The 20,785-nt window shown below is 65.9% G+C and carries 25 protein-coding genes; 16 read left to right on the forward strand and 9 right to left on the reverse strand.

The genetic code is table 11. The features are described 5' to 3' along the window. The first annotated feature begins 60 nt into the window (after positions 1–60). Genes AB1346_13550 through AB1346_13580 form a run of 7 tightly spaced genes read left to right on the forward strand, consistent with a single transcriptional unit; the run spans position 61 to position 5,354 of the window. Entirely contained in the window at positions 61–555 is a 495-nt protein-coding gene (locus AB1346_13550) for a PfkB family carbohydrate kinase (GenBank protein MEW6721466.1), read from the forward strand. Then, on the forward strand, positions 552–1,079 hold the full coding sequence (locus AB1346_13555) for a DUF4416 family protein (GenBank protein MEW6721467.1): 528 nt from the start codon (positions 552–554) through the stop codon (positions 1,077–1,079). Before AB1346_13550 ends, AB1346_13555 begins: the two co-directional genes overlap by 4 nt. Before the next feature lie 10 nt (positions 1,080–1,089). Beyond that, positions 1,090–1,977, forward strand: a complete 888-nt coding sequence (locus tag AB1346_13560; GenBank protein MEW6721468.1) for a YicC/YloC family endoribonuclease — start codon at positions 1,090–1,092, stop codon at positions 1,975–1,977. Between the two features lie 6 nt (positions 1,978–1,983). Next, a complete protein-coding gene (gene gmk, locus AB1346_13565) occupies positions 1,984–2,622 on the forward strand; it encodes a guanylate kinase (GenBank protein MEW6721469.1) in 639 nt (212 codons plus the stop codon). Continuing rightward, positions 2,603–2,794 (forward strand): DNA-directed RNA polymerase subunit omega, encoded by a 192-nt coding sequence (gene rpoZ / locus AB1346_13570; protein MEW6721470.1) that lies wholly within the window; start codon positions 2,603–2,605, stop codon positions 2,792–2,794. The genes gmk and rpoZ overlap by 20 nt, the downstream gene beginning before the upstream one ends. 23 nt (positions 2,795–2,817) lie before the next feature. Continuing rightward, positions 2,818–4,965, forward strand: coding sequence for a bifunctional (p)ppGpp synthetase/guanosine-3',5'-bis(diphosphate) 3'-pyrophosphohydrolase (locus AB1346_13575; GenBank protein ID MEW6721471.1), 2,148 nt, complete (start codon positions 2,818–2,820; stop codon positions 4,963–4,965). Positions 4,966–4,967: 2 nt separating this feature from the next. Further along, complete coding sequence (locus AB1346_13580; GenBank protein MEW6721472.1) at positions 4,968–5,354, forward strand: RidA family protein; 387 nt, start codon at positions 4,968–4,970, stop codon at positions 5,352–5,354. Here the strand turns inward: AB1346_13580 and rpmB are convergent. After that, the gene (gene rpmB, locus AB1346_13585; GenBank protein ID MEW6721473.1) at positions 5,341–5,529 is read right to left on the reverse strand and encodes a 50S ribosomal protein L28; all 189 of its coding nucleotides are present in this window, start codon (positions 5,527–5,529) and stop codon (positions 5,341–5,343) included. The genes AB1346_13580 and rpmB overlap by 14 nt on opposite strands. 35 nt (positions 5,530–5,564) lie before the next feature. Here rpmB and AB1346_13590 point away from each other — a divergent pair, with 35 nt between their 5' ends. Next, positions 5,565–6,173: a YdcF family protein gene (locus tag AB1346_13590; protein ID MEW6721474.1), complete on the forward strand. Its 609-nt coding sequence runs from the start codon at positions 5,565–5,567 to the stop codon at positions 6,171–6,173. Positions 6,174–6,176: 3 nt separating this feature from the next. Here the strand turns inward: AB1346_13590 and purN are convergent, their stop codons facing one another. Further along, positions 6,177–6,833: a phosphoribosylglycinamide formyltransferase gene (gene purN / locus AB1346_13595; protein ID MEW6721475.1), complete on the reverse strand. Its 657-nt coding sequence runs from the start codon at positions 6,831–6,833 to the stop codon at positions 6,177–6,179. Continuing rightward, entirely contained in the window at positions 6,830–7,882 is a 1,053-nt protein-coding gene (gene purM, locus AB1346_13600; GenBank protein MEW6721476.1) for a phosphoribosylformylglycinamidine cyclo-ligase, read from the reverse strand. Before purM ends, purN begins: the two co-directional genes overlap by 4 nt. Before the next feature lie 123 nt (positions 7,883–8,005). Here purM and AB1346_13605 point away from each other — a divergent pair, with 123 nt between their 5' ends. After that, complete coding sequence (locus AB1346_13605) at positions 8,006–8,764, forward strand: molybdopterin-binding protein (GenBank protein ID MEW6721477.1); 759 nt, start codon at positions 8,006–8,008, stop codon at positions 8,762–8,764. Further along, on the forward strand, positions 8,757–9,446 hold the full coding sequence (locus tag AB1346_13610; protein MEW6721478.1) for a hypothetical protein: 690 nt from the start codon (positions 8,757–8,759) through the stop codon (positions 9,444–9,446). The genes AB1346_13605 and AB1346_13610 overlap by 8 nt, the downstream gene beginning before the upstream one ends. 25 nt (positions 9,447–9,471) lie before the next feature. On the opposite strand, the gene AB1346_13615 is transcribed toward AB1346_13610, so the two are convergent. The 4 genes from AB1346_13615 to AB1346_13630 are packed head-to-tail and all read right to left on the reverse strand — an operon-like array spanning position 9,472 to position 14,138. Continuing rightward, positions 9,472–10,698 (reverse strand): ABC transporter permease, encoded by a 1,227-nt coding sequence (locus AB1346_13615; GenBank protein ID MEW6721479.1) that lies wholly within the window; start codon positions 10,696–10,698, stop codon positions 9,472–9,474. Next, complete coding sequence (locus tag AB1346_13620; GenBank protein ID MEW6721480.1) at positions 10,698–11,423, reverse strand: ABC transporter ATP-binding protein; 726 nt, start codon at positions 11,421–11,423, stop codon at positions 10,698–10,700. The genes AB1346_13615 and AB1346_13620 overlap by 1 nt, the downstream gene beginning before the upstream one ends. Before the next feature lies 1 nt (position 11,424). After that, on the reverse strand, positions 11,425–12,630 hold the full coding sequence (locus AB1346_13625; protein ID MEW6721481.1) for an efflux RND transporter periplasmic adaptor subunit: 1,206 nt from the start codon (positions 12,628–12,630) through the stop codon (positions 11,425–11,427). Then, positions 12,627–14,138, reverse strand: a complete 1,512-nt coding sequence (locus tag AB1346_13630) for a TolC family protein (protein ID MEW6721482.1) — start codon at positions 14,136–14,138, stop codon at positions 12,627–12,629. The genes AB1346_13625 and AB1346_13630 overlap by 4 nt, the downstream gene beginning before the upstream one ends. A 96-nt stretch (positions 14,139–14,234) precedes the next feature. On the opposite strand from AB1346_13630, the gene AB1346_13635 reads away from it, so the two are divergent. Continuing rightward, the gene (locus AB1346_13635; GenBank protein MEW6721483.1) at positions 14,235–14,741 is read left to right on the forward strand and encodes a peptidylprolyl isomerase; all 507 of its coding nucleotides are present in this window, start codon (positions 14,235–14,237) and stop codon (positions 14,739–14,741) included. A 40-nt stretch (positions 14,742–14,781) separates the two neighbouring features. On the opposite strand, the gene AB1346_13640 is transcribed toward AB1346_13635, so the two are convergent. Continuing rightward, positions 14,782–15,267: a universal stress protein gene (locus tag AB1346_13640; GenBank protein MEW6721484.1), complete on the reverse strand. Its 486-nt coding sequence runs from the start codon at positions 15,265–15,267 to the stop codon at positions 14,782–14,784. A gap of 132 nt (positions 15,268–15,399) precedes the next feature. Between AB1346_13640 and AB1346_13645 the strand changes: the two genes are divergently transcribed. Continuing rightward, positions 15,400–16,260, forward strand: coding sequence for an RluA family pseudouridine synthase (locus tag AB1346_13645; protein ID MEW6721485.1), 861 nt, complete (start codon positions 15,400–15,402; stop codon positions 16,258–16,260). Position 16,261: 1 nt separating this feature from the next. On the opposite strand, the gene AB1346_13650 is transcribed toward AB1346_13645, so the two are convergent. Beyond that, positions 16,262–16,768, reverse strand: a complete 507-nt coding sequence (locus tag AB1346_13650; protein ID MEW6721486.1) for a DUF4124 domain-containing protein — start codon at positions 16,766–16,768, stop codon at positions 16,262–16,264. Between the two features lie 161 nt (positions 16,769–16,929). Between AB1346_13650 and AB1346_13655 the strand changes: the two genes are divergently transcribed. From AB1346_13655 to AB1346_13670, 4 genes are all read left to right on the forward strand, one after another. Next, positions 16,930–17,727 carry an ABC transporter ATP-binding protein gene (locus AB1346_13655; GenBank protein MEW6721487.1) on the forward strand — a complete coding sequence of 266 codons (798 nt, stop codon included), beginning with the start codon at positions 16,930–16,932 and terminating at the stop codon, positions 17,725–17,727. Then, complete coding sequence (locus tag AB1346_13660) at positions 17,724–19,631, forward strand: AMP-binding protein (protein MEW6721488.1); 1,908 nt, start codon at positions 17,724–17,726, stop codon at positions 19,629–19,631. Before AB1346_13655 ends, AB1346_13660 begins: the two co-directional genes overlap by 4 nt. A 10-nt stretch (positions 19,632–19,641) precedes the next feature. Next, positions 19,642–20,538 carry a branched-chain amino acid ABC transporter permease gene (locus AB1346_13665; GenBank protein MEW6721489.1) on the forward strand — a complete coding sequence of 299 codons (897 nt, stop codon included), beginning with the start codon at positions 19,642–19,644 and terminating at the stop codon, positions 20,536–20,538. A gap of 1 nt (position 20,539) precedes the next feature. Continuing rightward, on the forward strand, positions 20,540–20,785 hold a 246-nt coding region (locus tag AB1346_13670), incomplete at its 3' end, for a branched-chain amino acid ABC transporter permease (protein MEW6721490.1).

A 20,785-nucleotide genomic window follows, 5' to 3' on the forward strand; every position in this document is an offset into this window, starting at 1 on the left:
GACGGGGTCCGGGGGGTCGTTTTCTAGGACTACAGGAAGGGGATCCACACCGCGGAGCTGGTGCGGGAGGCTACCCGGGCGGCGCGGGCGAAGGGGATCTTCGTGGCCGTCGATCCGAAGCAGACCGATTTCGCCTGCTACCGGGGGTGCAATCTCATCACTCCCAACAGGATGGAGGCGCAGGCGGCCCTGGGTGGGCGGGAGCTGCGTTCGGACCTCGACGTGTGGGAAGGGGGAAAGGAACTGCTCCGGAAAGCCGGGGCGGATGCCGTCCTCATCACACGGGGCGAGGACGGGATGACGCTGGTGGAGCGCGGGAAGAAGGCATGTTTCCATATCCCCGCGATCGCCCGGCAGGTGTTCGACGTCACCGGCGCGGGGGACACGGTGATCGGGACGCTGGCCGCGTGCCTCGCCGTGGGGGCCCCCCTGCGCGAGGCGGCGATGCTTTCGAACGTCGCCGCGAGCGTGGTCGTGGGGGAGGTCGGGACCTCTCCGATCACCGCGGAGAAGCTGCTCCGCGCCGTCCGGGCTTACGGTAAAAACGGGGGATGAGTATCCGAAGCGTCCCGGCTTCCGCGCGGCTCCTGATATCCGCCATCTACCGGGAAGAGAGAGACCTCGAAGCGGCGATCCGCCGGATCGAGGAGAAGGTCGGGGCGGTGCGGCCCGCCGGGCCCGCGTTCCCGTTCGACCGGACGGATTATTACGCCGCCGAAATGGGCTCCCCCCTTTTCCGGCGGTTCCTCCGGGCGGAGGAGCCCGTGCCGAGAGACGCCCTTCCCGACATCAAGATCGCCCTGGAGCGGATCGAGGTCGACCTGTCCATCGGGGACCGGCGCACGGTGAACCTCGATCCCGGGCTGATCACCCCCGAGAATTTCATCCTGGCGACGGGAAAGAACTTCACGCACCGGGTTTACCTGCGGGATGGAGTGTTCGCGGATCTCACCCTGGTTTTCCGGAAAGGAGAGTACCGGCCGCTGCCCTGGACCTACCCTGACTACGCCTCCGACGAGATCCGGCGCCTGCTCCGGGAGCTGCGTCGGGAGCATATGGCGTCCGGCGTGTTGTGCTAAGATCGGCACCATGTCCTGGATGAGCATGACCGGCTTCGGCCGCGCGGACGGGCACGGCGGGGACGCCTCCATCACCGTCGAGATCCGGTCCGTGAATCACCGGTTCCTCGATCTGCATGTCCGCTGCCCGGCGCGGTACCTGTCCTGGGAGCCGCGGGTGCGGAACATCGCCCGCGAAGTCCTCCGGCGCGGCAAGGTCGACATCTACGTGAATGTCCGCGAGGCGGGAAGGGCCGGCGCCAGGTTATCAGTGAACCGGGAGCTGCTTCGGGCGTTCCTCGACGAGGCCGCCCGGATCCGCGAGGAGTTCGGGATCGGAGGCGAAGTGACGTTCCGGGAGCTGTTCGCCGTCCCGGATTTGTTCCTCGTAGCTCCGGAGGGAGAAGACCCGGCGGAGGCGCTGTGGCCGAAGGCCGAAGGTGCGTTGCGGGCGTCGCTGGCGATGCTCTCGGCGGCGCGGCGCGAGGAGGGAGAGCGGCTCAAGTCCGTCCTGCGGGAGACCGTCGGGAGGATCTGCGCGCTCGCGGCGGAGGTCCGGCCGCTCGCGGCCGCGAACCGGGAGATGGCCGTCGCCCGGTTCCACGACCGGATCGTCTCGCTTTCCGGGACCGCGGGGATCGACCCCGCAAGGCTCCACCAGGAAGCGGCGATCCGTGTGGACCGCCTGGACATCACCGAGGAGTGCGATCGGCTCGACGCGCATCTCGCAGCGGCGGACGCGCTCTTCCGGGAGGAGGGGGAGGCGGTGGGAAAGCGGTTCGACTTCCTGGTCCAGGAGATCTTCCGGGAGCTCAACACGGCGGGGAACAAGTCCGCCCACGCCGGCATCTCGGCGCTGATCGTGAAGGCGAAGAACGAGCTCGAGAAGATCCGCGAACAGATCCAGAACGTGGAGTGACGGCCCATGCCGCGCGGCGATGTCATCGTCATATCGGCCCCTTCGGGCTCGGGGAAGACCACGATCTGCCGGGCGCTCCTCGCAAGGGTCGAACGGCTCGTGCTCTCCGTCTCCTATACGACGCGGGAGAGACGGAAAGGAGAGTCCGGGGGAAAGGATTATTTCTACGTAAGCGAGCAGGAATTTGATAAAATGGTGGATTGCAAGGAGTTTTTGGAACACGCCCGCGTCTACGGATACCGTTACGGCACCTCCTTCGCCGCGGTGGACGCAATTGTCTCGGGCGGCGACGACGCGGTGCTGGAAATAGACGTGCAGGGAGGGCGCTCCGTCAAGGCTTCCATCCCGGAAGCGGTGTTGATCGGGATCCTCCCGCCGGATTGCGGGACCCTGAGGGACAGGCTGGAGCGGCGCGCAAGGGACAGCCGGGAGGACATGGAGCGCCGTTACGAAGCGGCGCGGCAGGAGATCTCGGAACTCAAGAGTTACGATTACCTCGTGGTGAACAAAGACCTGGAAACGGCGGTCCGCCAGGTGGAATGCATCGTCCGGGCGCGCAGGCTGCGCCGGGAGCGGATGGCGGACGTCGTTGACGGGATCCTCCGGGAAAAAGGAGAGGGGCGGGATGGCTCGAGTAACGGTTGAGGATTGCCTTCGCAAGGTGGACAACCATTTCCAGCTCACGGTGGTCGCGGCCAAGCGGGCGAAGCAGCTTTACGGCGGCCAGGGCGCCACGATCGACACGACGGCGAGGAAGGAGAAACCGACGGTGGTGGCGCTCCGCGAAGTCGCCCAGGGGAAGGTCCGGGTCAAGTAGAGCTTCCGGAAAGGCGGGTCGCCTTGTTCCGCGTCCTCGATATCGTCGAACGGGTCCAGGCGACGCGCCCCGCAGCGAACGTAGATCTCATCCACAAGGCGTACGTCTTCACCGCGAAGGTGCACCACGGGCAGCTTCGGAAGTCGGGCGACCCCTACCTGATCCACCCCCTGAACGTGGCCTACCTCCTGGCCGACTGGAACCTCGACGAGGAAACGGTCGCGACCGGGCTCCTCCACGATACGGTGGAGGACACGGTGGCCAGCATCGAGGAGGTCCGCGAGCTCTTCGGAGATTCCGTCGCGCTCCTCGTGGACGGGGTCACGAAGATCAGCCGCGTGGTCATCTCCGACGTGGCGGCCCAGAAGGCCGAATCGCTGCGGAAGATGATCCTGGCGATGGGGAAGGACCTCCGGGTCATCCTCGTCAAGCTCGCCGACCGCATGCACAACCTCCGCACGATCCAGCACCTTTCCGCCGACAAGCAGGCCTCCATCGCCCGCGAGACGATCGAGATCTACGCTCCCATCGCGGCCCGGCTCGGGATGTCCCGGGTCCGCGCCGAGATGGAGGACCGCTGCTTCGCGGTGCTCCATCCCCAGCAGTACCAGGAGCTTTCCCGCCAGGCGGAGGAGAGGAAGCGGAACACCGAGGGGCACATCCGCAAGGTCATCTCCCTGCTGGAGGAGAAGTGCGGGGAGGCGGGGATCGAAGCGACGATCACGGGACGGGAGAAGCACCTCGCCGGCGTCTACCAGAAGATGAACCGCCAGGCGATCGACTTCGACCACGTGTACGACTTCATCGGGTTCCGGATCATCACGAAGACGCTTCGGGAGTGCTACAACGCGCTGGGGATCGTGCACAGCCTGTGGAAGCCGGTCCCGGGCAGGTTCAAGGACTACATCGCCATGCCGAAGACCAACCTGTACCAGTCGCTCCACACGACGGTCTTCGGCCCGAACTCGGAGATGATGGAGATCCAGATCCGTACGGAGGAGATGCACGCGCTGGCGGAGAACGGCGTGGCGGCCCACTGGCGATACAAGGAAGGGCGCCGGACCGCGGAGAAGGAAGACCAGATGTTCCTTTGGCTGCGGCAGATCCTCGAGCTGCAGCAGGACATGAAGGACCCGCGGGAATTCATGAACACCGTCAAGGTGGAGCTCTTCCCCGAGGAGGTCTACGTCTTCACCCCTCGAGGCGACGTGAAGGAGCTGCCGCGGGGGGGGACCCCGATCGATTTCGCCTACGCGATCCACACCGAGGTCGGAAACAAGTGCGTGGGTGCGAAGGTGAACGGCCGGATGGTTCCTCTGAAGACGACTCTGAAGAACGGCGACGTCGTCGAGATCATCACCCAGCCGTCCCACAAGCCGAGCCGGGACTGGCTGAAGATCGCCAAGACCTCCCGCGCGCTGAACAAGATCCGCGCCGTGCTCCGCCAGGAACAGATGGAGCAGTCGATGGACCTCGGTCGCCAGATCCTGGAAAAGGAGTTCCGGAGATACTCCCTGAACCCGGCCAAGGTGATGAAGGGAAAGGAGTTCGGGGAGGTGCTCCAGGAGAACCGCCTGAAGACTCCCGAGGACTACCTGAGCCTGCTGGGGTACGGCAGGGTGTCGATCATGCCGCTGCTGCGGCGGCTCGTCCCGGCGGAACAGCTCCAGGAACGGGGAGGGAAGGAGTCCCGGCTCTCCACCCTTATAAAGAAGGTCGTCGCCCGGAAGCCCAGCTCCATCGTCGTCAAGGGGATGGACGGGATCTTCATCCGCCTCGGAAACTGCTGCCATCCCGTTCCCGGCGACCCGATCATCGGATTCATCACCCGGGGGCGCGGGGTGACGGTGCACACAAGGGAGTGCCCCAAGGTCCTGGAAGTCGACCCGGCGCGGGCCATCGAGGTGACATGGGAGGCCGGGACGAAGGCGGTCCACCCCGTGAAGATCCGGGTGGTGTGCGACGACAAGCCCGGGCTCCTGGCGGATATCTCCCGGACGATCACGGCAAGCGAAGTGGACATCCGGCGGGCGTCCGTCACGACGACGCGCGACCGAAGGGCCATCTGCAATTTCGAGGTATCGGTCAACGACGCGGCCCACCTGTCTTCCCTCATCAAGTCGATCGAGAAGGTGCGGGGGGTTCAGACGGTGGAGAGAGGAAAGGGGTGACCATGAACAGGGAAACGGTGAAGACGTCGGAGGCGCCGGCGGCCATCGGTCCGTATTCCCAGGCGGTGATCTCCGGAGGGTTCGTCTTCTGCTCGGGGCAGATCCCTCTCGATCCGGCGACGGGAAAGCTCGTGGAGGGAGGGATCCGGGAGCAGACGGAGCGGGTGCTGCGGAACCTGGAAGCGGTGCTCTCGGCGGCGGGATCCGGGCTGGGGTCGGTCGTGAAGACGACCGTCTACCTGGTCGACATGGGGGAGTTCCAGTCGATGAACGAGGTCTACGGGTCCTTTTTCGCGGGGGACCCGCCGGCGCGCGTCACGGTGCAGGTTTCGAAGCTGCCGGCGGGGGCGAGGGTCGAGATCGACGCCGTCGCGGTCAGACCGACTTGACGACCTTTCCCGACTTGATGCACTGGGTGCAGACGCTGATGTGCCGGACCGTGCCTTCCTGGATCGCCTTCACGCGCTGGACGTTCGGCCGCCAGACCTTCCGCGTCCTGTTGTTGGCGTGCGAAACGTTGTGTCCGAAGCTGGGGCCTTTTCCGCAAATCGAGCACTTCGCCATGGCAACCTCCTTTAATGGAACCGTAGATTAATATCATGGCCGGGCAGAAAAGACAAGTCCCGGATCGGAGCGGTACGGGGAGGCGCCGCATCCGGCGGCCCCTCCTCCTGCTGGCGCTGCTGCTGGCCCCCCCGGCCGTTCCGCACCTCCTGGCGTTGCGGATCCCGCCCCCGCCCTCCATCCCGTGCGACGCGGTGTTCGTGCTCACCGGCGGGCAGGGACGGATCCAGGAAGGGTACCGCATCTGGTCGTCGGGGTCCGCGAAGGAGCTGTGCATCCTCGGAGCGGGGCGGAACGCGAAGCCTGAGAGGCTGCTCCCGGATGCCGCCGGTCTCCCTCCCGGCTTCCGTTCGAGGATCCGCGTCGAAGGGTGGTCGGAGAACACCCTCGAAAACGCCATCTCCGCGAAATCCATCGCGGAGGAGCGGAAGTATGCCTCGGTGATCCTCGTGACCTCCGATTATCACGTCCCCCGTGCGCACCTCGCCTTCCGCAAGATGCTCCCCCCGGAGGTGTCGCTGTCGGTGTCCCGCGTCCGCGCGGAAGGCGGGGATCCCGCCGGAGTCGCCTGGCGCTGGGCGAGGAGGCATTTCATCGAAGGCTGGAAATACTGGAGCTACCGGATCCTGCTGCACTGGGAATGAGCTTCAGGCGTCCGGGTTCCTCCGGGAGAATTCCGGCACCTTTTCCGTCCCCCGCGTGACCACGCGCCGGCCCTCGATCGACAGCCTGCCCTCGAGGAACAGCCGGATCGCCATCGGGTAGATCCGGTGCTCCTCTTGAAGGATCCGTCCGGCCAGCGAATCTTCGGTATCGTCCTCGTACACGGGGACGACGGCCTGAACGACGATCGGGCCCGTATCCACTCCCTCATCGAGGAAGTGCACGGTGCAGCCGGCGAAGCGCACCCCGTAGCGGAGCGCCTGCCCCGGTCCGTGCGTGCCGGGGAAGGAGGGGAGCAGCGCGGGATGGATGTTCAGGATCCTTCCAGGGAACGCCCGGAGGAAGACCGGCGTCACCACCCTCATGAATCCCGCAAGGCACACCAGATCCACGTCGTAGGAGCGGAGGATCTCCACCATCCGGGCGTCGAAATCCTCCCTGCATCCGAACGCCCGGTGGTCAACGACTTCCGTGGGGATTCCGTGCCTGCGAGCGCGGACGAGGCCGTACGCGTCGGCCTTGTTGCCGAGGACGAGCCCCACCTTCCCGGGAAACCCGCCCGCCTCCGAAGCGTCGATGATCGCCTGCAGGTTGGAGCCGCTGCCCGAAACGAGCACGGCGATGACCGCCTCCCGCTTCATCGGGGCTCTCCGACGAGGGCGACCTTCGGCTCCCCTCGTCCTTTCCGCACTTCCCCGATCGCGGCGGCGGGAAAGCCCGCCTTCCGGAAATGGGCGACGGCGCGGTCGGCGTCCGCCGGGCGAACCATCAGGACCATTCCGATGCCCATGTTGAACGTGCGGTACCTCTCCGCCTCCGGGAGCGCCGCCGCCTCGCACAGGGTCCGGAAGACCGGGGGCGTCTCCCACGCGGAAAGATCGACGCGCGCGACCGTCCCGCGAGGGAGGGAGCGGGGCACGTTTCCCGTGATGCCGCCGCCCGTGATGTGCGCCATGCCGTGGATGGCCGTCTTCCGGAGGAGAGAAAGGACGGGACGGACGTAGATCCGCGTGGGGCGAAGAAGCTCCTCGGCGACGGTGGCGCCCCAGTCGGCGACCCGCTGGTTCATGCGCTTCCCGAGGATCCCGAAGACGACCTTGCGCGCCAGGGAGTAGCCGTTGCTGTGCAGCCCGGAGGAGGCGAGCCCCACGAGGACGTCGCCCGGACGGACGGCTTTCCCGGTGACGATCTTCTTCCGCTCCACCGCGCCCACGGCGAACCCGGCCAGGTCGAACTCGCCCGGGGCGTAGACGGAAGGCATCTCCGCGGTTTCGCCTCCAAGGAGCGCGCAGCCCGCCTGGCGGCATCCCTCGGCGACGCCGGAAACCACTTGCGCCCCGTCCGAGGCGGAGAGCCGTCCCGTGGCGTAGTAGTCGAGGAAAAAGAGCGGCTCGGCGCCGTGGACGAGGATGTCGTTCACGCACATCGCGACGAGGTCGATCCCGACGGTGTCGAACTTTCCCGCCATCGCGGCCACCTTGACCTTGGTGCCCGCCCCGTCGGTCCCCGAGACGAGCACGGGATCGCGGTACTTCCGCGCGGGGAATCGGAAGAAGCCGGCGAACCCGCCGATCCCGCCGAGCACTTCCTTCCGGTGCGTCGTGCGGACCGCCGGCCGGATCAGGGATACGAGGCGCTCCCCCTCGTCGATGTCGACTCCGGCATCCTTGTACGTGACGGTTTTTTTCAAGGTGTAAGCTCCTGTCGGGTGTACCTCACGTTAGCGAGAGGGCGAAGCCGCTGTCAATGATTTTCCCCTCCTTCGGCGGTATGGGAACAGGTAATATGGGATGATTCGGCGGCGGGGGAGCGCATGGCGATCAGGGTCGGCATCGTCATCCTGGGGGACGAAGTTCTGAAAGGGGAGGTTCGGGAGGCGAACCTCGCCTACATGCTTCCCCTGCTGGCCGACTGGGGCGCGGAAACCGTCCTGTGCGCGATCCTCCCGGACGATATCCCCGTCGTCGTCCGCCACCTGAAGGCCTACCTCGAGGAGACGGACCTCCTGATCCTCACCGGCGGGATCGGACCGACTCCCGACGACATCACGAGGGACGCCGTCGCGGAGGTCGCGGGAGTGCCGCTGGTCCTGAACGAGGAGGCGAAGAAAGCGCTGGACGCCTTGCCGCCGCGCCCCGGAGGAGACCCGAGGTACCGGATCCTGATGGCTTACGTACCGGAAGGCGCGACGCTGATCCCGAACCCGCTCTCGGGGGCGCCGGGGTTCCACATCCATCGGATGGCCGTCTTCCCGGGCATCCCCGTGCTCCTCCAGGCGATGTTCCCGTGGGTGCGGCCGCTGGTCTCCGGCGCCCGCAAGACACGGATCACCCTTTACTCCATGGCGCCCGAATCCTCTTTCGCGGGGATCATGCGGGAGTGCATGGAAGCCTTTCCCGACGTCGGCATCGGGTCGTATCCGCTCACGGAAGGGGAGTTCCGCGTCCGCGTCGTGTTCCGCGGGGAGCTGTTCGACAGAACGTCGGAATGCGCGGGCCGGTTCGAGGAAAGGCTTGCGGGGACGAGCCACCGCGTCCTGCGTCGCGTGGAGGAACGGGGGGACGATGCCTGATCGAAAACGGATGTCCGGAATCGCCGCCGTTCTGGCCGCCGCGATCCTTTTCGCGGCCCCGGCCTTTCCTCAGGACGAAGCGAGCCACGGCTGGAGCCGGTCGGGCATCGGCCTTCTCGAAGGCCTCCCGGAGATCCGCGCAGGCTACTCCGACAACGGGATCGCCCTGGAGCTCAAGATGCGTCCCGGCACGGGGGTGGTCTTCTCGCGCGACGTTCCGGCGGCGTTCGACAACGTCCTCCTCCGGATGTCCACCGATCCGGTCCGGCCGGGAGGGAACGAGTATCTGCCGGGGAACGCGGATTTTCCCGTCTCGGTGACCCTCGTCTACGGCAGAGACCGCCTGAAGCTCGGCTGGACCGGGAGGTTCCTCCTCTTCTTCAAGGAGTTGCGGAACGGCTTCCGTCCCTCGGGGATCCGGTTGACCTACGCGTGGGGGACGCGTCTCCCGGTCGGCTCGATGTACCGCCTTTGGGAGGAGGAGACCGTGTTCATTCTGGCGGGGCCGGAAGAGGCGGGAAAGACGATCTCCTCCGCGCGGAGGCCGGCGGACGATTTCCAGGCCGCGTACGGCCGTCCGCCGAAGGGTGGAGTGACGAAGGTGCTCGTCAGGGCGGAGATGCCGTCCGGAGGGAAGAACGGCGCGAACACCGCGATCACGGTGCGCTTCCCGGCAGACTAGCTACCCCGCATTTCTCACCAAGCCGCTATTCGTACCGCAGCGCCTCGATCGGGTCGAGCCGGGAGGCCTTCCGGGCGGGGTAGAAGCCGAAGAAGACGCCGACCGCCGCGGAGAATCCGAACGCCACCACCGCGGAAGCCGGGGAAACGAGCGTGTTCCACCCCGCGAACCGGGAGATGAGGAGCGAGCCGGTCACCCCGAGGGCGATCCCGATCGCCCCGCCGGTGAGCGCCAGCAGCACCGCCTCGATCAGGAACTGCGAGAGGATGTCGCGTTCGCGGGCGCCCACCGCCATCCGGATGCCGATCTCCCGGGTCCGCTCCGTCACCGAGACCAGCATGATGTTCATGATCCCGATCCCCCCGACGAGCAGGGAAACGGAGGCGATGCCGCCAAGCAGCAGGCTCATGGTCCTTGTGGCGGTCTCGGCCAGCGACGCCATCTCCGTCAGGTTCCGGACGTTGAAGTCGTCGTCCTGCCCCGGCCCGATCCGGTGGCGCTGCCGCAGCAGCAAGGCCACCTCCCGCTCCGCCTCCTTCAGCCGGTCCCCGTCGACGGCCTGGACGAGGAGAGCGCCGACCGATCCCGGATGGGCGGTTCCCGAAAGCTTCTTGACAAGGGTCGTGACGGGAACGATCACCGTGTCGTCCTGGTCCGTGCCGCCCGGAGACTGCCCCTTCCGCTCCAGCAGGCCGACCACGAGGAAGGGGGCCCGCTTCACCCGGACGATCTTGCCCACCGGGTCCTCGTCGCCGAACAGGTTCTCGGCCACGGTGGCTCCCAGCAGGCAGACCTTCGCCGAGGCGTCCATCTCCTGCCGGGTGAAGTTCCTGCCGGAAGTGGTGTTCCAGTTCCGTATCTCGATGAACTCGGGGGAGCCTCCCTGCAGGATCGTGCTCCAGTTCTGGTTCCCGTAGACCACCGGGCCTGTGGTGCGAGACGTGGGGGAAACCATCGCGACGGAGGGGATCTCCTTCGCAATGGCCCGGGCGTCCGCCATCGTGAGGGTCGGCGTGCTCCCGAACCCGGCCCTTAAGCCCCCGGAGGTCGTGCTGCCGGGAAGCACCAGGAGCAGGTTCGATCCCGCGGAGGCGATCTGCGCGGCGATCCGCTCGTTCGCCCCCTGGCCCAGGGCGACCATGACGATGACCGCCGAGACGCCGATGATCATGCCGAGCATCGTAAGTCCGGAGCGCAACTTGTTGGCGCGCAGGGAGCGGAAGGAGACCTTCCCGGCGGAGTAGAGGTTCATTACGCGCCCTCCTGCGGGGAATGTTTCCTGCGGTCGGCCACCGGCGCGTCCTCAACGAGGATCCCGTCCCGGAAACGGATCACCCGCCGCGCGTAGCCGGCGATGTCGGTTTCGTGGGTCACGAGGACCATCGTGATTCCGGAGTCGTCGTTCAGCCGCTGGAAGATCCCCATGATCTCGCCGCTGGTGGCCGTGTCGAGGTTCCCCGTGGGCTCGTCCGCGAGGAGCAGCGCCGGGGCGTTGACGATCGCGCGGGCGATGGCCACCCGCTGCTGCTGCCCGCCCGAAAGCTGGCTCGGGAGGTGGTGCGCGCGGCTTTCGAGACCGACGGAAGCAAGCGCTTCAAGCGCCTTCTTCCGGCGAACCGACCCCGGCGTGTCGTTGTACACCATCGGCAGCTCGACGTTTTCCCGCGCGGAGAGGCGGGGGAGGAGATTGAATCCCTGGAAGACGAAGCCGATCCTGTCTCTCCGCAGGACCGCCCGGTCGTTCCTCGAAAGGGAGCCGACCTCCCTCCCGTCGAGCAGGTAGCTCCCGGACGTGGGGCGGTCCAGGCAGCCAATGATGTGCATCAGGGTGGATTTCCCGGAGCCCGAGGGGCCCATCACCGCGACGACTTCGCCCGGGGCGATGGCCAGGTCGACTCCTTTGAGGGCTGCCACGGAAACGTCTCCGACGACGTAGGTCTTGGCGACCCCGCGGAGTTCGATCGTTGCGGTGCCCAATTTACCGGAAGCCCCGCATCGGATTCATCCCCATGGGGCCCCCTCCCGGAGCGCTCGCGGAGCGTTTCGAAGTCTGGTCGACGATCAACTCGTCGCCTTCCTTGAGATCTCCCTCGAGGAGCGCGGTGAACGTGCCGTCGGACACGCCCGTCTTCACGGGGACCGCCGCGGGTTTGCCGTCGGGACCGATCCGGTAGACCCGCTGCGACGGCGCGTCCTGCCGCCTCGCCGCCGGCCGGCCTCCGCCCCCATCCGCCTTGTCCGCGGGGCGGAATCGAAGGGCAGGATTGGGAACCTTCAATACGTTCTCGTATTTCTTCACGAGGATCGTCACGTTCGCTGTCATCCCCGGCTTGAGCAGGAGGTCGCGGTTGTCTACGTGGATCACCACGTTATAGGTGACGACGTTCTGGGTGACGATCGGGGCGTTGCGGACCTGGGCGACGATCCCGGTGAAGCTCCTTTCGGGCCAGGCGTCCACGGTGAAGATGACGGGCTGCCCCACGGCGGCCCGGCCGATGTCGGACTCGTCGACGTTCGTGTCGATCTGCATCTTAGTGAGGTCCTGCGCGATGGAGAACAGGGTCGGCGTCTGGAAGCTCGCTGCGACCGTCTGCCCCACATCCACGTCGCGGGAGATGACGATCCCGTCGACCGGGGAGCGGATCGTCGCGTATTCGAGGTTGGTCTCGGCGACCTTCAGCGATCCCGTCGCCTGGACGACGGCGGCCTCGGCGCTTTTCCGCGAGGCCACGGCCTGCTCGTACGCGGTCTGGGCCGCGTCGACGTCGGCCTGCGACACGAACCCGTCCTTGAGCAGCTCCGTGTTCCTCCGGTATGTCCTGCCGGTGTCCGTCACGGCGACGTCCGCCCTCTCGAGAGCGGCACGGGCGCTTTCGAGGTTTCCGCGGGCCTGGAGGACGGCGGCCTCGAGGAGGCGGGGGTCGATCCGGGCGATCACCTGCCCCTTCCGCACCCGGGAATTGTAATCGGCGAGCAGTTCGCTGATCGTCCCGGAGATCTGGCTGCCGACGGAGACCGTGATCACGGCGGCGATGTTGCCCGTGGCGGTGATCGTGTCGGCGATGTCGCCCCGCTCCACTTTCGCGATGCGGTAGGCTGCCGCCCCGTTTCCGTTCCTGTAATACAGGTAGGATCCGCATGCGAGGAGTGCCGCGAGAACGATCCCGATCCACACTTTCTTCATGGCTTACCTTTCCGTTTCGCCGGTTCCGGCCCCTTTCCCTCTATCCTCAGTCCCGTGCGGTCGAGCAGCTCGCCCGTCGCCCTCCAGAGATCCGTGAGAGCGGTATGATAATCCGCGCGGGCGGACGAGTAGGACACTCGAGCCCTCGTCAGCCCGGTCTCCACCTCGAGAAGCTCCTTCGTGGTGGCGAGCCCCAACTGCTGTCTTTTCCTGTAAAGCTCCACCTGCGTTTCCGCGACCCTAACGCCCTGTTCCGTCACCGCGATCTCTTCCCTGCGGCTATCGACCGCGCGCAGCGCGGTTCGCACCTCGGTGCCCGCGGCTTCCTCGGCGGATGCGAGCTGGACGCGCGCCTGGCTCGCCCGGAGGCGCGCCGCCGCGTGGTCCGCCCGGGCGGAGCGGTTCCCCAACGGGACGGAAAAGCTTAATCCCACGGACCATGCGGTGTAATCGCCTCCGCTCATGTCCTCGAAGCCCTCGCCGTAATCCCGCCCGAGCCCTACTACGCCGGCGCTGCCTTCCAGCGCCAGGGAGGGAAGGGCGAGGTTCCGGGTGACGCGCTCGTTGAACTCCGTGTTCCGGACTGAGACGCGCGCGCTCGCGATCCCGGGGCGCCGCGACATCGCGGTCCGCATCGCGTCCTCCTCCCGCAGACCGATCGGCTCCGGCGGAGGGGTCCCCGCATCCTCGATGACCGTGCCGGCGGGCAGGTTCAAGACGGCCAGCAGCCGGTCGGCGGCGTCCCGGGCCGCGCGTTCGGCGACCAGGAGCTCCGCCTGGCGCTGGAGCACGCCCAGCAGGGAATCCTGGAGCTGATAGGCGGCGAGAACCCCGGCCTTCACGCGCCCCTCGTTCTCAGTGTGGATCTGCCGCGCCAGGTCGAGCGACGCTTTCAGGGTGGACAGGTTCTCCCGTGCCTTAACGAGGTCGAGGTACCTCGTCCTCGCGGCGGCGGCCGTCTCGATGGCCTGCCGGTTCCATTCCGAGAGGGCGGTGTCCATCGCGTCCTCCGCCGTCGTGATCCCCGCCTCCGTGACCTCCCGCCCCAGCCCTTTCAGGAGCGGCTGCGAGAAGGACAAGGTCAGCGCCGGGCGGGCGAACCGGGAGGAGACCAGTCCCAGATTGTCCCGGAAAAGCTGGTTGGTGAAGGAGACCGAGGTCGTCGCCCCCGTGGACAGCAGTCGGGAGACCGAGGCGTCGAAATCGAAGAACCGGGGACGGTCGACGAGGGACGAGCCCGGGAAGGTCTGGAGGTTCGATCCGCTGTGATCGAGCAGCGCGGAAAACGCCGGGTCGTAGATGGACCGGGCCTTCCGGATGCCGGTCTCCGCGATCGCCGGGTCGTGGGAGGCGACCTTCAGGCCCAGATTCCGCTCGATGGCGATCCGCGCGGCGTCGCCGATCGAAAGCAGCACCTTATCGGCGCCCGCGGCGTGATCCGGGAACGCGTGCAGGGCGGCGAGGACGACCGCCAAGCGCAGCGGGAAACTGTGCCTAAACGGGATCATCGGGCTCATTATAGTCAAAAACCGGCGCGGGAATTGTGGAGGAAACAAGGAAAATTCCTTATGATGGCTCAATAGATTACGCATTGGGAGGAAACGATGCCCCTGGTCCTTTTGGAAACGAACATGGGGGAAATCAGGATGGAGCTCTACCCGGAGAGCGCCCCCGTCACCGTGGAGAATTTCCTCGCCTACGTCCGGGAGGGACATTACGACGGGCTGATCTTCCACCGGGTGATCGGCGACTTCATGATCCAGGGCGGCGGCTTCACGGAGGACATGCGGCCGCGGGGATCGAAGCGCCCGCCGATCCGGAACGAGGCCGACAACGGGTTGAAGAACGAGCGCGGCGCCGTCGCGATGGCGCGGACGGCGGTCGTCGATTCGGCCACGGACCAGTTCTTCATCAACACGGTGAACAACGACTTCCTCAACTACCGGGGGAAAACGCCCCACGATTTCGGTTACGCGGTGTTCGGCAAGGTGATCGATGGGATGGACGTGGTGGGGAAGATCTCGCGGGTGCATACCGTCAAGACGAAAGGTTACGACGACGTCCCGAAGGAACCCGTGACCATCGTGAAGGCAAGCGTCATCGAGGAATAGCGCGGAAGCCCCCGGCGGTTCCCCGGGGGCTTCCTGCGCCTCAAGATGCGGCGTTGTACCGGGACTCCTCCTTGGCGGCCGCCGCCGCGGGACGTTCCGGCTTCACGAACATGATCGTGCAATGGGTGTGGCGGAGGACATTTTCCGCGATGCTGCCCAACATCAGGCGCGACAGCCCGCTCCGCCCGTGGGTGCTCATCACGATCAGGTCCGCCCGTTCCTGTTCGGCGACATGCAGGATGGCCTCGGCGGGAGGGCGCTCGTCGATGATCGTCCGGACCCTGTGCCCTGCGGCGCGCATCTCCGCGCCGATCCGGTCCAGGTACTCCGAGGCGCTCTTCGCCACTTCCTCGAGGAGCTTTCCTTCCGTCAACAGGGCGGATTCGGGAACGACGGGCATGGGAACGTACACGGCCTGCAGGAGAAGGATCTCGGCGTCGGCCCCCCTGGCGATCTCTCCCGCGTGCCAGATGGCCCGCTCCGCCAGGGCGGAGCCGTCCAGCGGAACAAGGATCTTCTTATACATCGGCGGCACCCCCTTCTCCGGTATTCCGGCGTCCGGGTTGACGGGATCTTTCCGATCGATGTCCCCGATACCAGTATATTCCCTGCCATGCTGAGAAACCGGAAATTCGTTGTTTCCCCGGAAGAGTCGGGCATGCGGCTGGACCGGTGCCTCCGGGGCCGGTTTCCCGGGCTCCCCTCGCGCAGCGTGCGGCACGCCCTCGAATCGGGGGCGGTCCGGGTGGGCGGGTCGCTGTGCGCGAAAGGCGCCTCCGTGCGGGAGGGGGAGACGGTGACCGTGGATGCCATCGCGGAAAACGAGGACTGGCTGCCGGTCCCCTGCGATGTTCCGGGCGCGGATGTCGTTTTCGAGGACGGGAGCGTCGCGGTCCTGTGCAAGCCGGCCGACGTCCACACCGAACCGCAGCGCCCGAACGAAGCCGGAACCCTGGCCGGCCTCCTCCGCAAGCGTTATCCGCGCGTCGAGGAGATCGCTCCCGTGCCCGGGCTGACCTTCCTTACGCGCCTGGACTACGCGACGAGCGGCGCGGTGCCGGCGGCCCTGACCCGCCAGGCGTTCGACGCGCTGCGGCATGCCAGGGAAATGGGGCGGCTCGAGAAAAGGTATCTCTGCGTCGTGGAAGGGGACATGGCGACCGGCGTTTCGATCGACTGGCAGGTGGAAACCGGAGGGGGAGAGACCGTCCGGGTCCTGCGGGGCCGGAAGGACCCGGATCCGGGGAGGTGGACGCTGGTCGAGCCGATACGGTCCGGGAACGGGAGGACCCTGGTACGGGCCACGATCTCGAAGGGGAAGAGGCACCAGATCCGCGCGCATCTCGCCGCGGCGGGTCACCCGATCGTGGGCGACCGGAGGTACGGGGCGGTTCCTCCGGAAGGGCCCGGGAGGGTCCGCATGATGCTGCATGCGGAAGTCGCGGTTTTCCCGCATCCCGTCACCGGGGAACGGATCGAGGCCGTCTGCCCGGCGCCGCCGGAGTTCGCGATCCTGTAATTCAAGGGCCCGCGGGGGCGATCTCCCGCAGCAGCTCGCGGTCCTTCGGAAGCTCCTCCGAATATTTCCTGTAGAGTTCCTGGTCTTCCGGGGAGACGAACCGGTTTCCCAGCGGATTGAGGGTGGTGGAGCGTTTCCGGTCGATCCTCTCGATGAACTGTTCCTTGGCGGCGATCTTGGCGCGCAACTCCTCCGCCTTGCCTTCCGGTTCATCCCTTTGGGGGACGGGCATCCGGAAAGAGTCGGGGACCTCGGCGGGCGGAGGGGCGGACGGCCCGACCGGAGAGGAAGAGGGAGCCCCCATCGTCGATACGGAGGGTTTTCCGGAGACGGGAGGGGATTTCAGGATATTATCCGTCTTGACCCGGTGCTTGGAGGGGATCTTCGAAGGATCGTCGGTGAAATGGACCACCCCTTCGCCGTCGACCCATCGGAAGATGTCGCCGAGGGCGCTTCCGGGATGTCCGAGGAAGAGCAGCGCGATCCCCGGAATCCACAACGTTTTCATGATGCGGGCCGCCGTTTTCCGCATGATTCCATGCTAACCAAACCGCCCCGGAATGGCAACGGGGACGGGCACTTTCCGGCGAGCGACGGTCGCCTTCAAACATTGGTTTGAAATATGCACCCCGGTTGTTTTACTATATATAAATTTTTCAGGGAGAAGGCATGCCGCTGCTCAGGATCGAAGACATCAACCTTGCCTTCGGCGGTGTGAAGGCCATCAATGAGGTCACGGTCCGCGTGGAGAAGGGAAGCATCCACGCCATCATAGGCCCCAACGGCGCGGGGAAGACCTCCGTCTTCAACTGCATCTCCGGCGTATACCGGCCCCAGCGGGGAACGATCCTCTTCGAGGAGCGCCCCATCAACGGCCTGAAGCCGGACCGGATCACCCGCCTCGGCATCGCCCGCACCTTTCAAAACATCGCTTTGTTCCACCATATGACCGTTCTCGACAACCTCATGCTGGGGCGCCACCAGTTCCTCGAATGCGGGGTGCTCGCCGGGGGATTCTTCCTCGGGCCCGCCCGGAAAGAGGAAATCGCGAACCGGAGGGAGGTCGAGGAGATCATCGATTTCCTGGAGATCGAGAACATCCGCAAGAAGCCCGTGGGCACGCTCGCGTACGGCCTGCGCAAGCGCGTCGAGCTCGGCAGGGCGCTGGCGCTGAAGCCGAAGCTGCTGCTGCTGGACGAGCCGATGGCGGGGATGAACCTCGAGGAGAAGGAGGACATGGCCCGCTTCATCATCGACATCAACGAGGAGCGGGGGGTGACGGTCCTGCTGATCGAGCACGACCTGGGCGTCGTCATGGACATCAGCCACAAGGTGAGCGTCCTCGACTTCGGGGTGAAGATCGCGGAAGGGGCGCCCGCGGAGGTTGCCGGGAACCCGCACGTCATCCGGGCCTACATCGGGGAAGACGACAGCTTCCTGAAGGGGCTGGGGGCGTTCGAGCCATGAGGGGGCTCCTCGAGACCCACGGCACGTTTCCCCGCCTTCTCGAGCGCAACGCCGAGCGCTTCGGGGACCGGAAGGTGGCGATGCGGGAGAAGGAGTTCGGCATCTGGCAGGAGTTCACCTGGAAGGAATACCGCGAGCAGGTGAAATATTTCTCCCTGGGGCTGACGACCCTGGGGCTCTCCCGCGGGGACAAGGTGGCGATCATCGGGGACAACCGCCCCGAGTGGGTTTGGGCCGAAGTGGCGGTGCAGGCGGCGGGAGCGGTCCCGCTGGGGCTTTACCAGGATTCGACGCTCAAGGAAGTAGCCTACATCATCGACCACTCCGACGCCTCCATCGTGATCGCCGAGGACCAGGAGCAGGTCGACAAGATCCTCGACATGAAGGAGCAGCTCCCGAAGGTCCGCTTCGTGATCTACAGCGACCCCAAGGGGATGCGGGGGTACCAGGAACCGCACCTCCTCGATTTCCGGGAGGTCCAGAATTCCGGCCATGACCTCGAGCGGAGGGATCCGGGGACGTACGAAAGGAACGTCGGTAAGACGCGGATCGACGACATGGCGTTCATCTGCTACACCTCCGGGACCACGGGGTTCCCGAAGGGCGCGTTGCTCACGTTCCGCAACCTTCTCAGCATGGCGGCGAACCTGATGGAGGTGGACCCGAAGTTCGAGGACGACGAATTCGTGTCCTTCCTGCCGCTGGCGTGGATCGGGGAGCAGATGATGTGCCTCTCCAGCGCGCTGCTCACCGGTTTTCCGGTGAACTTTCCGGAGCGGCCCGAGACGGTCCAGGAGAACATCCGGGAGATCGGCCCGACCGTCATGTTCTCCCCCCCGCGGATCTGGGAGAACATGACCTCCACCGTCCAGGTGAAGGTGCTGGACGCATCGTGGCTCAAGCGGCAAATGTACCACTGGGCGCTCCCGGTCGGGTACGCCTACGCGGACGCGCTGTTCCGGAAGCAGGACCCCCCGCTTCATCTGAAGGCGCGGCAGAAGCTGGCGTACTGGCTGGTCCTGCGGGCGCTGAAGGACCGGCTCGGACTCCTGCGGCTTCGGAGCGCCTCCACCGGCGGAGCGGCGCTGGGGCCGGACGTCTTCCGGTTCTTCACCGCCATGGGCGTGAACCTCAAGCAGATCTACGGGCAGACGGAGATCTCGGGCATCTCCTGCATCCACCGGGAGGGGGACGTCGACTTCGACTCCGTGGGCAAGCCGATCCCGGAGACCGAGATCCGGATCTCCGACACGGGAGAGATCCTTTCGCGGTCCCCTTCGGTCTTCCTCGGCTACTACAAGAACGACGAGGAGACGGCGAAGACCCTCTCGGACGGCTGGCTCCACTCGGGCGACGCGGGATATTTCAACGAGGCGGGGCACCTGATCGTCATCGACCGCGTCAAGGACGTGATGCACCTGAACGACGGCACCCGGTTCTCTCCGCAGTTCATAGAGAACAAGCTGAAGTTCTCCCCGTACATCAAGGAGTGCGTCTGCCTGGGCGACGGGCGGGACCTCCTGGCCGCGATGCTGTGCATCGATTACCCGAATGTCGGGAAGTGGGCGGAGGGGCGCAGGATCTCGTACACGACGTACACCGACCTGGCGGGGAAGCCGGAGGTCCTCGAGCTGCTCGCGGAGGAGGTCGCCAAGGTCAACGCCACCCTGCCGGCGAGCACGCGGATCCAGCGGTTCGTCCCGCTCTACAAGGAGCTCGACGCGGACGACGACGAGCTGACCCGGACGCGGAAGGTCCGCCGGAGCTTCGTCGGGGAGCGGTATCGGCACGTGATCGAGGGAATCTACGCGGGGGACCGGGAGATCCCGATCGACGCGGTCATCAAGTACCAGGACGGGAAGACGTCGCGGATACGGACGACGCTCGCCGTCCGTTACCTGTAAAGGAGAGGAGATGACCCTTCAGTATTTCCTCCAGCTCGTGATCAGCGGGTTGGTCGTCGGAAGCATCTATTCGGCCGTGGCGCTGGGCTTCGTGATCATCTACAAGGCGACGCGGGTGGTCAACTTCGCCCAGGGGGAGTTCCTCATGGTGGGGGCATACGTCTGCTACGCCTTCCTCGTGCAGATGGGCATCCCCTTCTGGGGGGCGCTCATGCTGACGATCCTCTTCTCGTTGACGCTGGCGCTGTTCATCGAGCGGGCGATCCTGCGGCCGATGATCGGGGAGCCGATCATCTCGATCATCATGGTGACCATCGGGCTCTCCCTCGTGCTCCGGTCCGCCGTCGCGGTGATCTGGGGGACGGACATCCTCGTCTACAAGCCGAAGCTTTTCCCGCAGGAGATGATCACGATCCTGGGGGTCCCCGTGTCGCTCGAATTCGTATGGTGCTTCGTGCTTTCGGTCTTCCTGCTGGCCGTCTTCTCCGTCTTCTTCAAGTACTCGAAGGCGGGCGTGGCGATGCGGGCCACCGCGTTCAATCAGCAGGTCGCGCAGTCGATGGGGATTTCGGTCAAGAGCATCTTCGCGCTCTCCTGGGTGATCTCCGCCGTCGTCTCGGGGATCGGAGGGGTGCTTATCGGGAACATCAACGGCATCAACAATTCCCTGTTCCACTTCGGGCTCAAGGTCTTCCCGGCCACCATCCTGGGCGGGCTCGATTCCATTCTCGGGGCGGCGTTGGGGGGCGTCATCATCGGCGTGCTCGAGAACCTGTCCGACGGCTTCTTCAAGACCTATTTCGACCTCAGCGGAGTGAAGGAAGTCGCCCCGTACGTGATCCTGGTGATCATCCTGATGATCAAGCCGTACGGGCTGTTCGGCACGAAAGAGATCGAGAGGGTCTGACATGCATTATTGCGGCGATTTCCGGACCTCCTACGAGAAGGACATGGAGATCCTCCAGACGCCGGTCACCAGGTTCTGCGTGGCCGCGTTCCTGCTTTTTCTCCTTGCATGGCCGTTCCTTGTGAAGGGCGAGTACCTCTGGATCACGATGCAGGTCGCCATCGCCGTCATCGGGGCGGTGGGGCTCAACATCCTGACGGGTTTCACCGGGCAGATCTCCCTCGGGCAGGGGGCCTTCCTGGGCGTG

This window comes from Thermodesulfobacteriota bacterium (assembly GCA_040758155.1).
GTDB lineage: Bacteria > Desulfobacterota > Deferrimicrobia > Deferrimicrobiales > Deferrimicrobiaceae > UBA2219.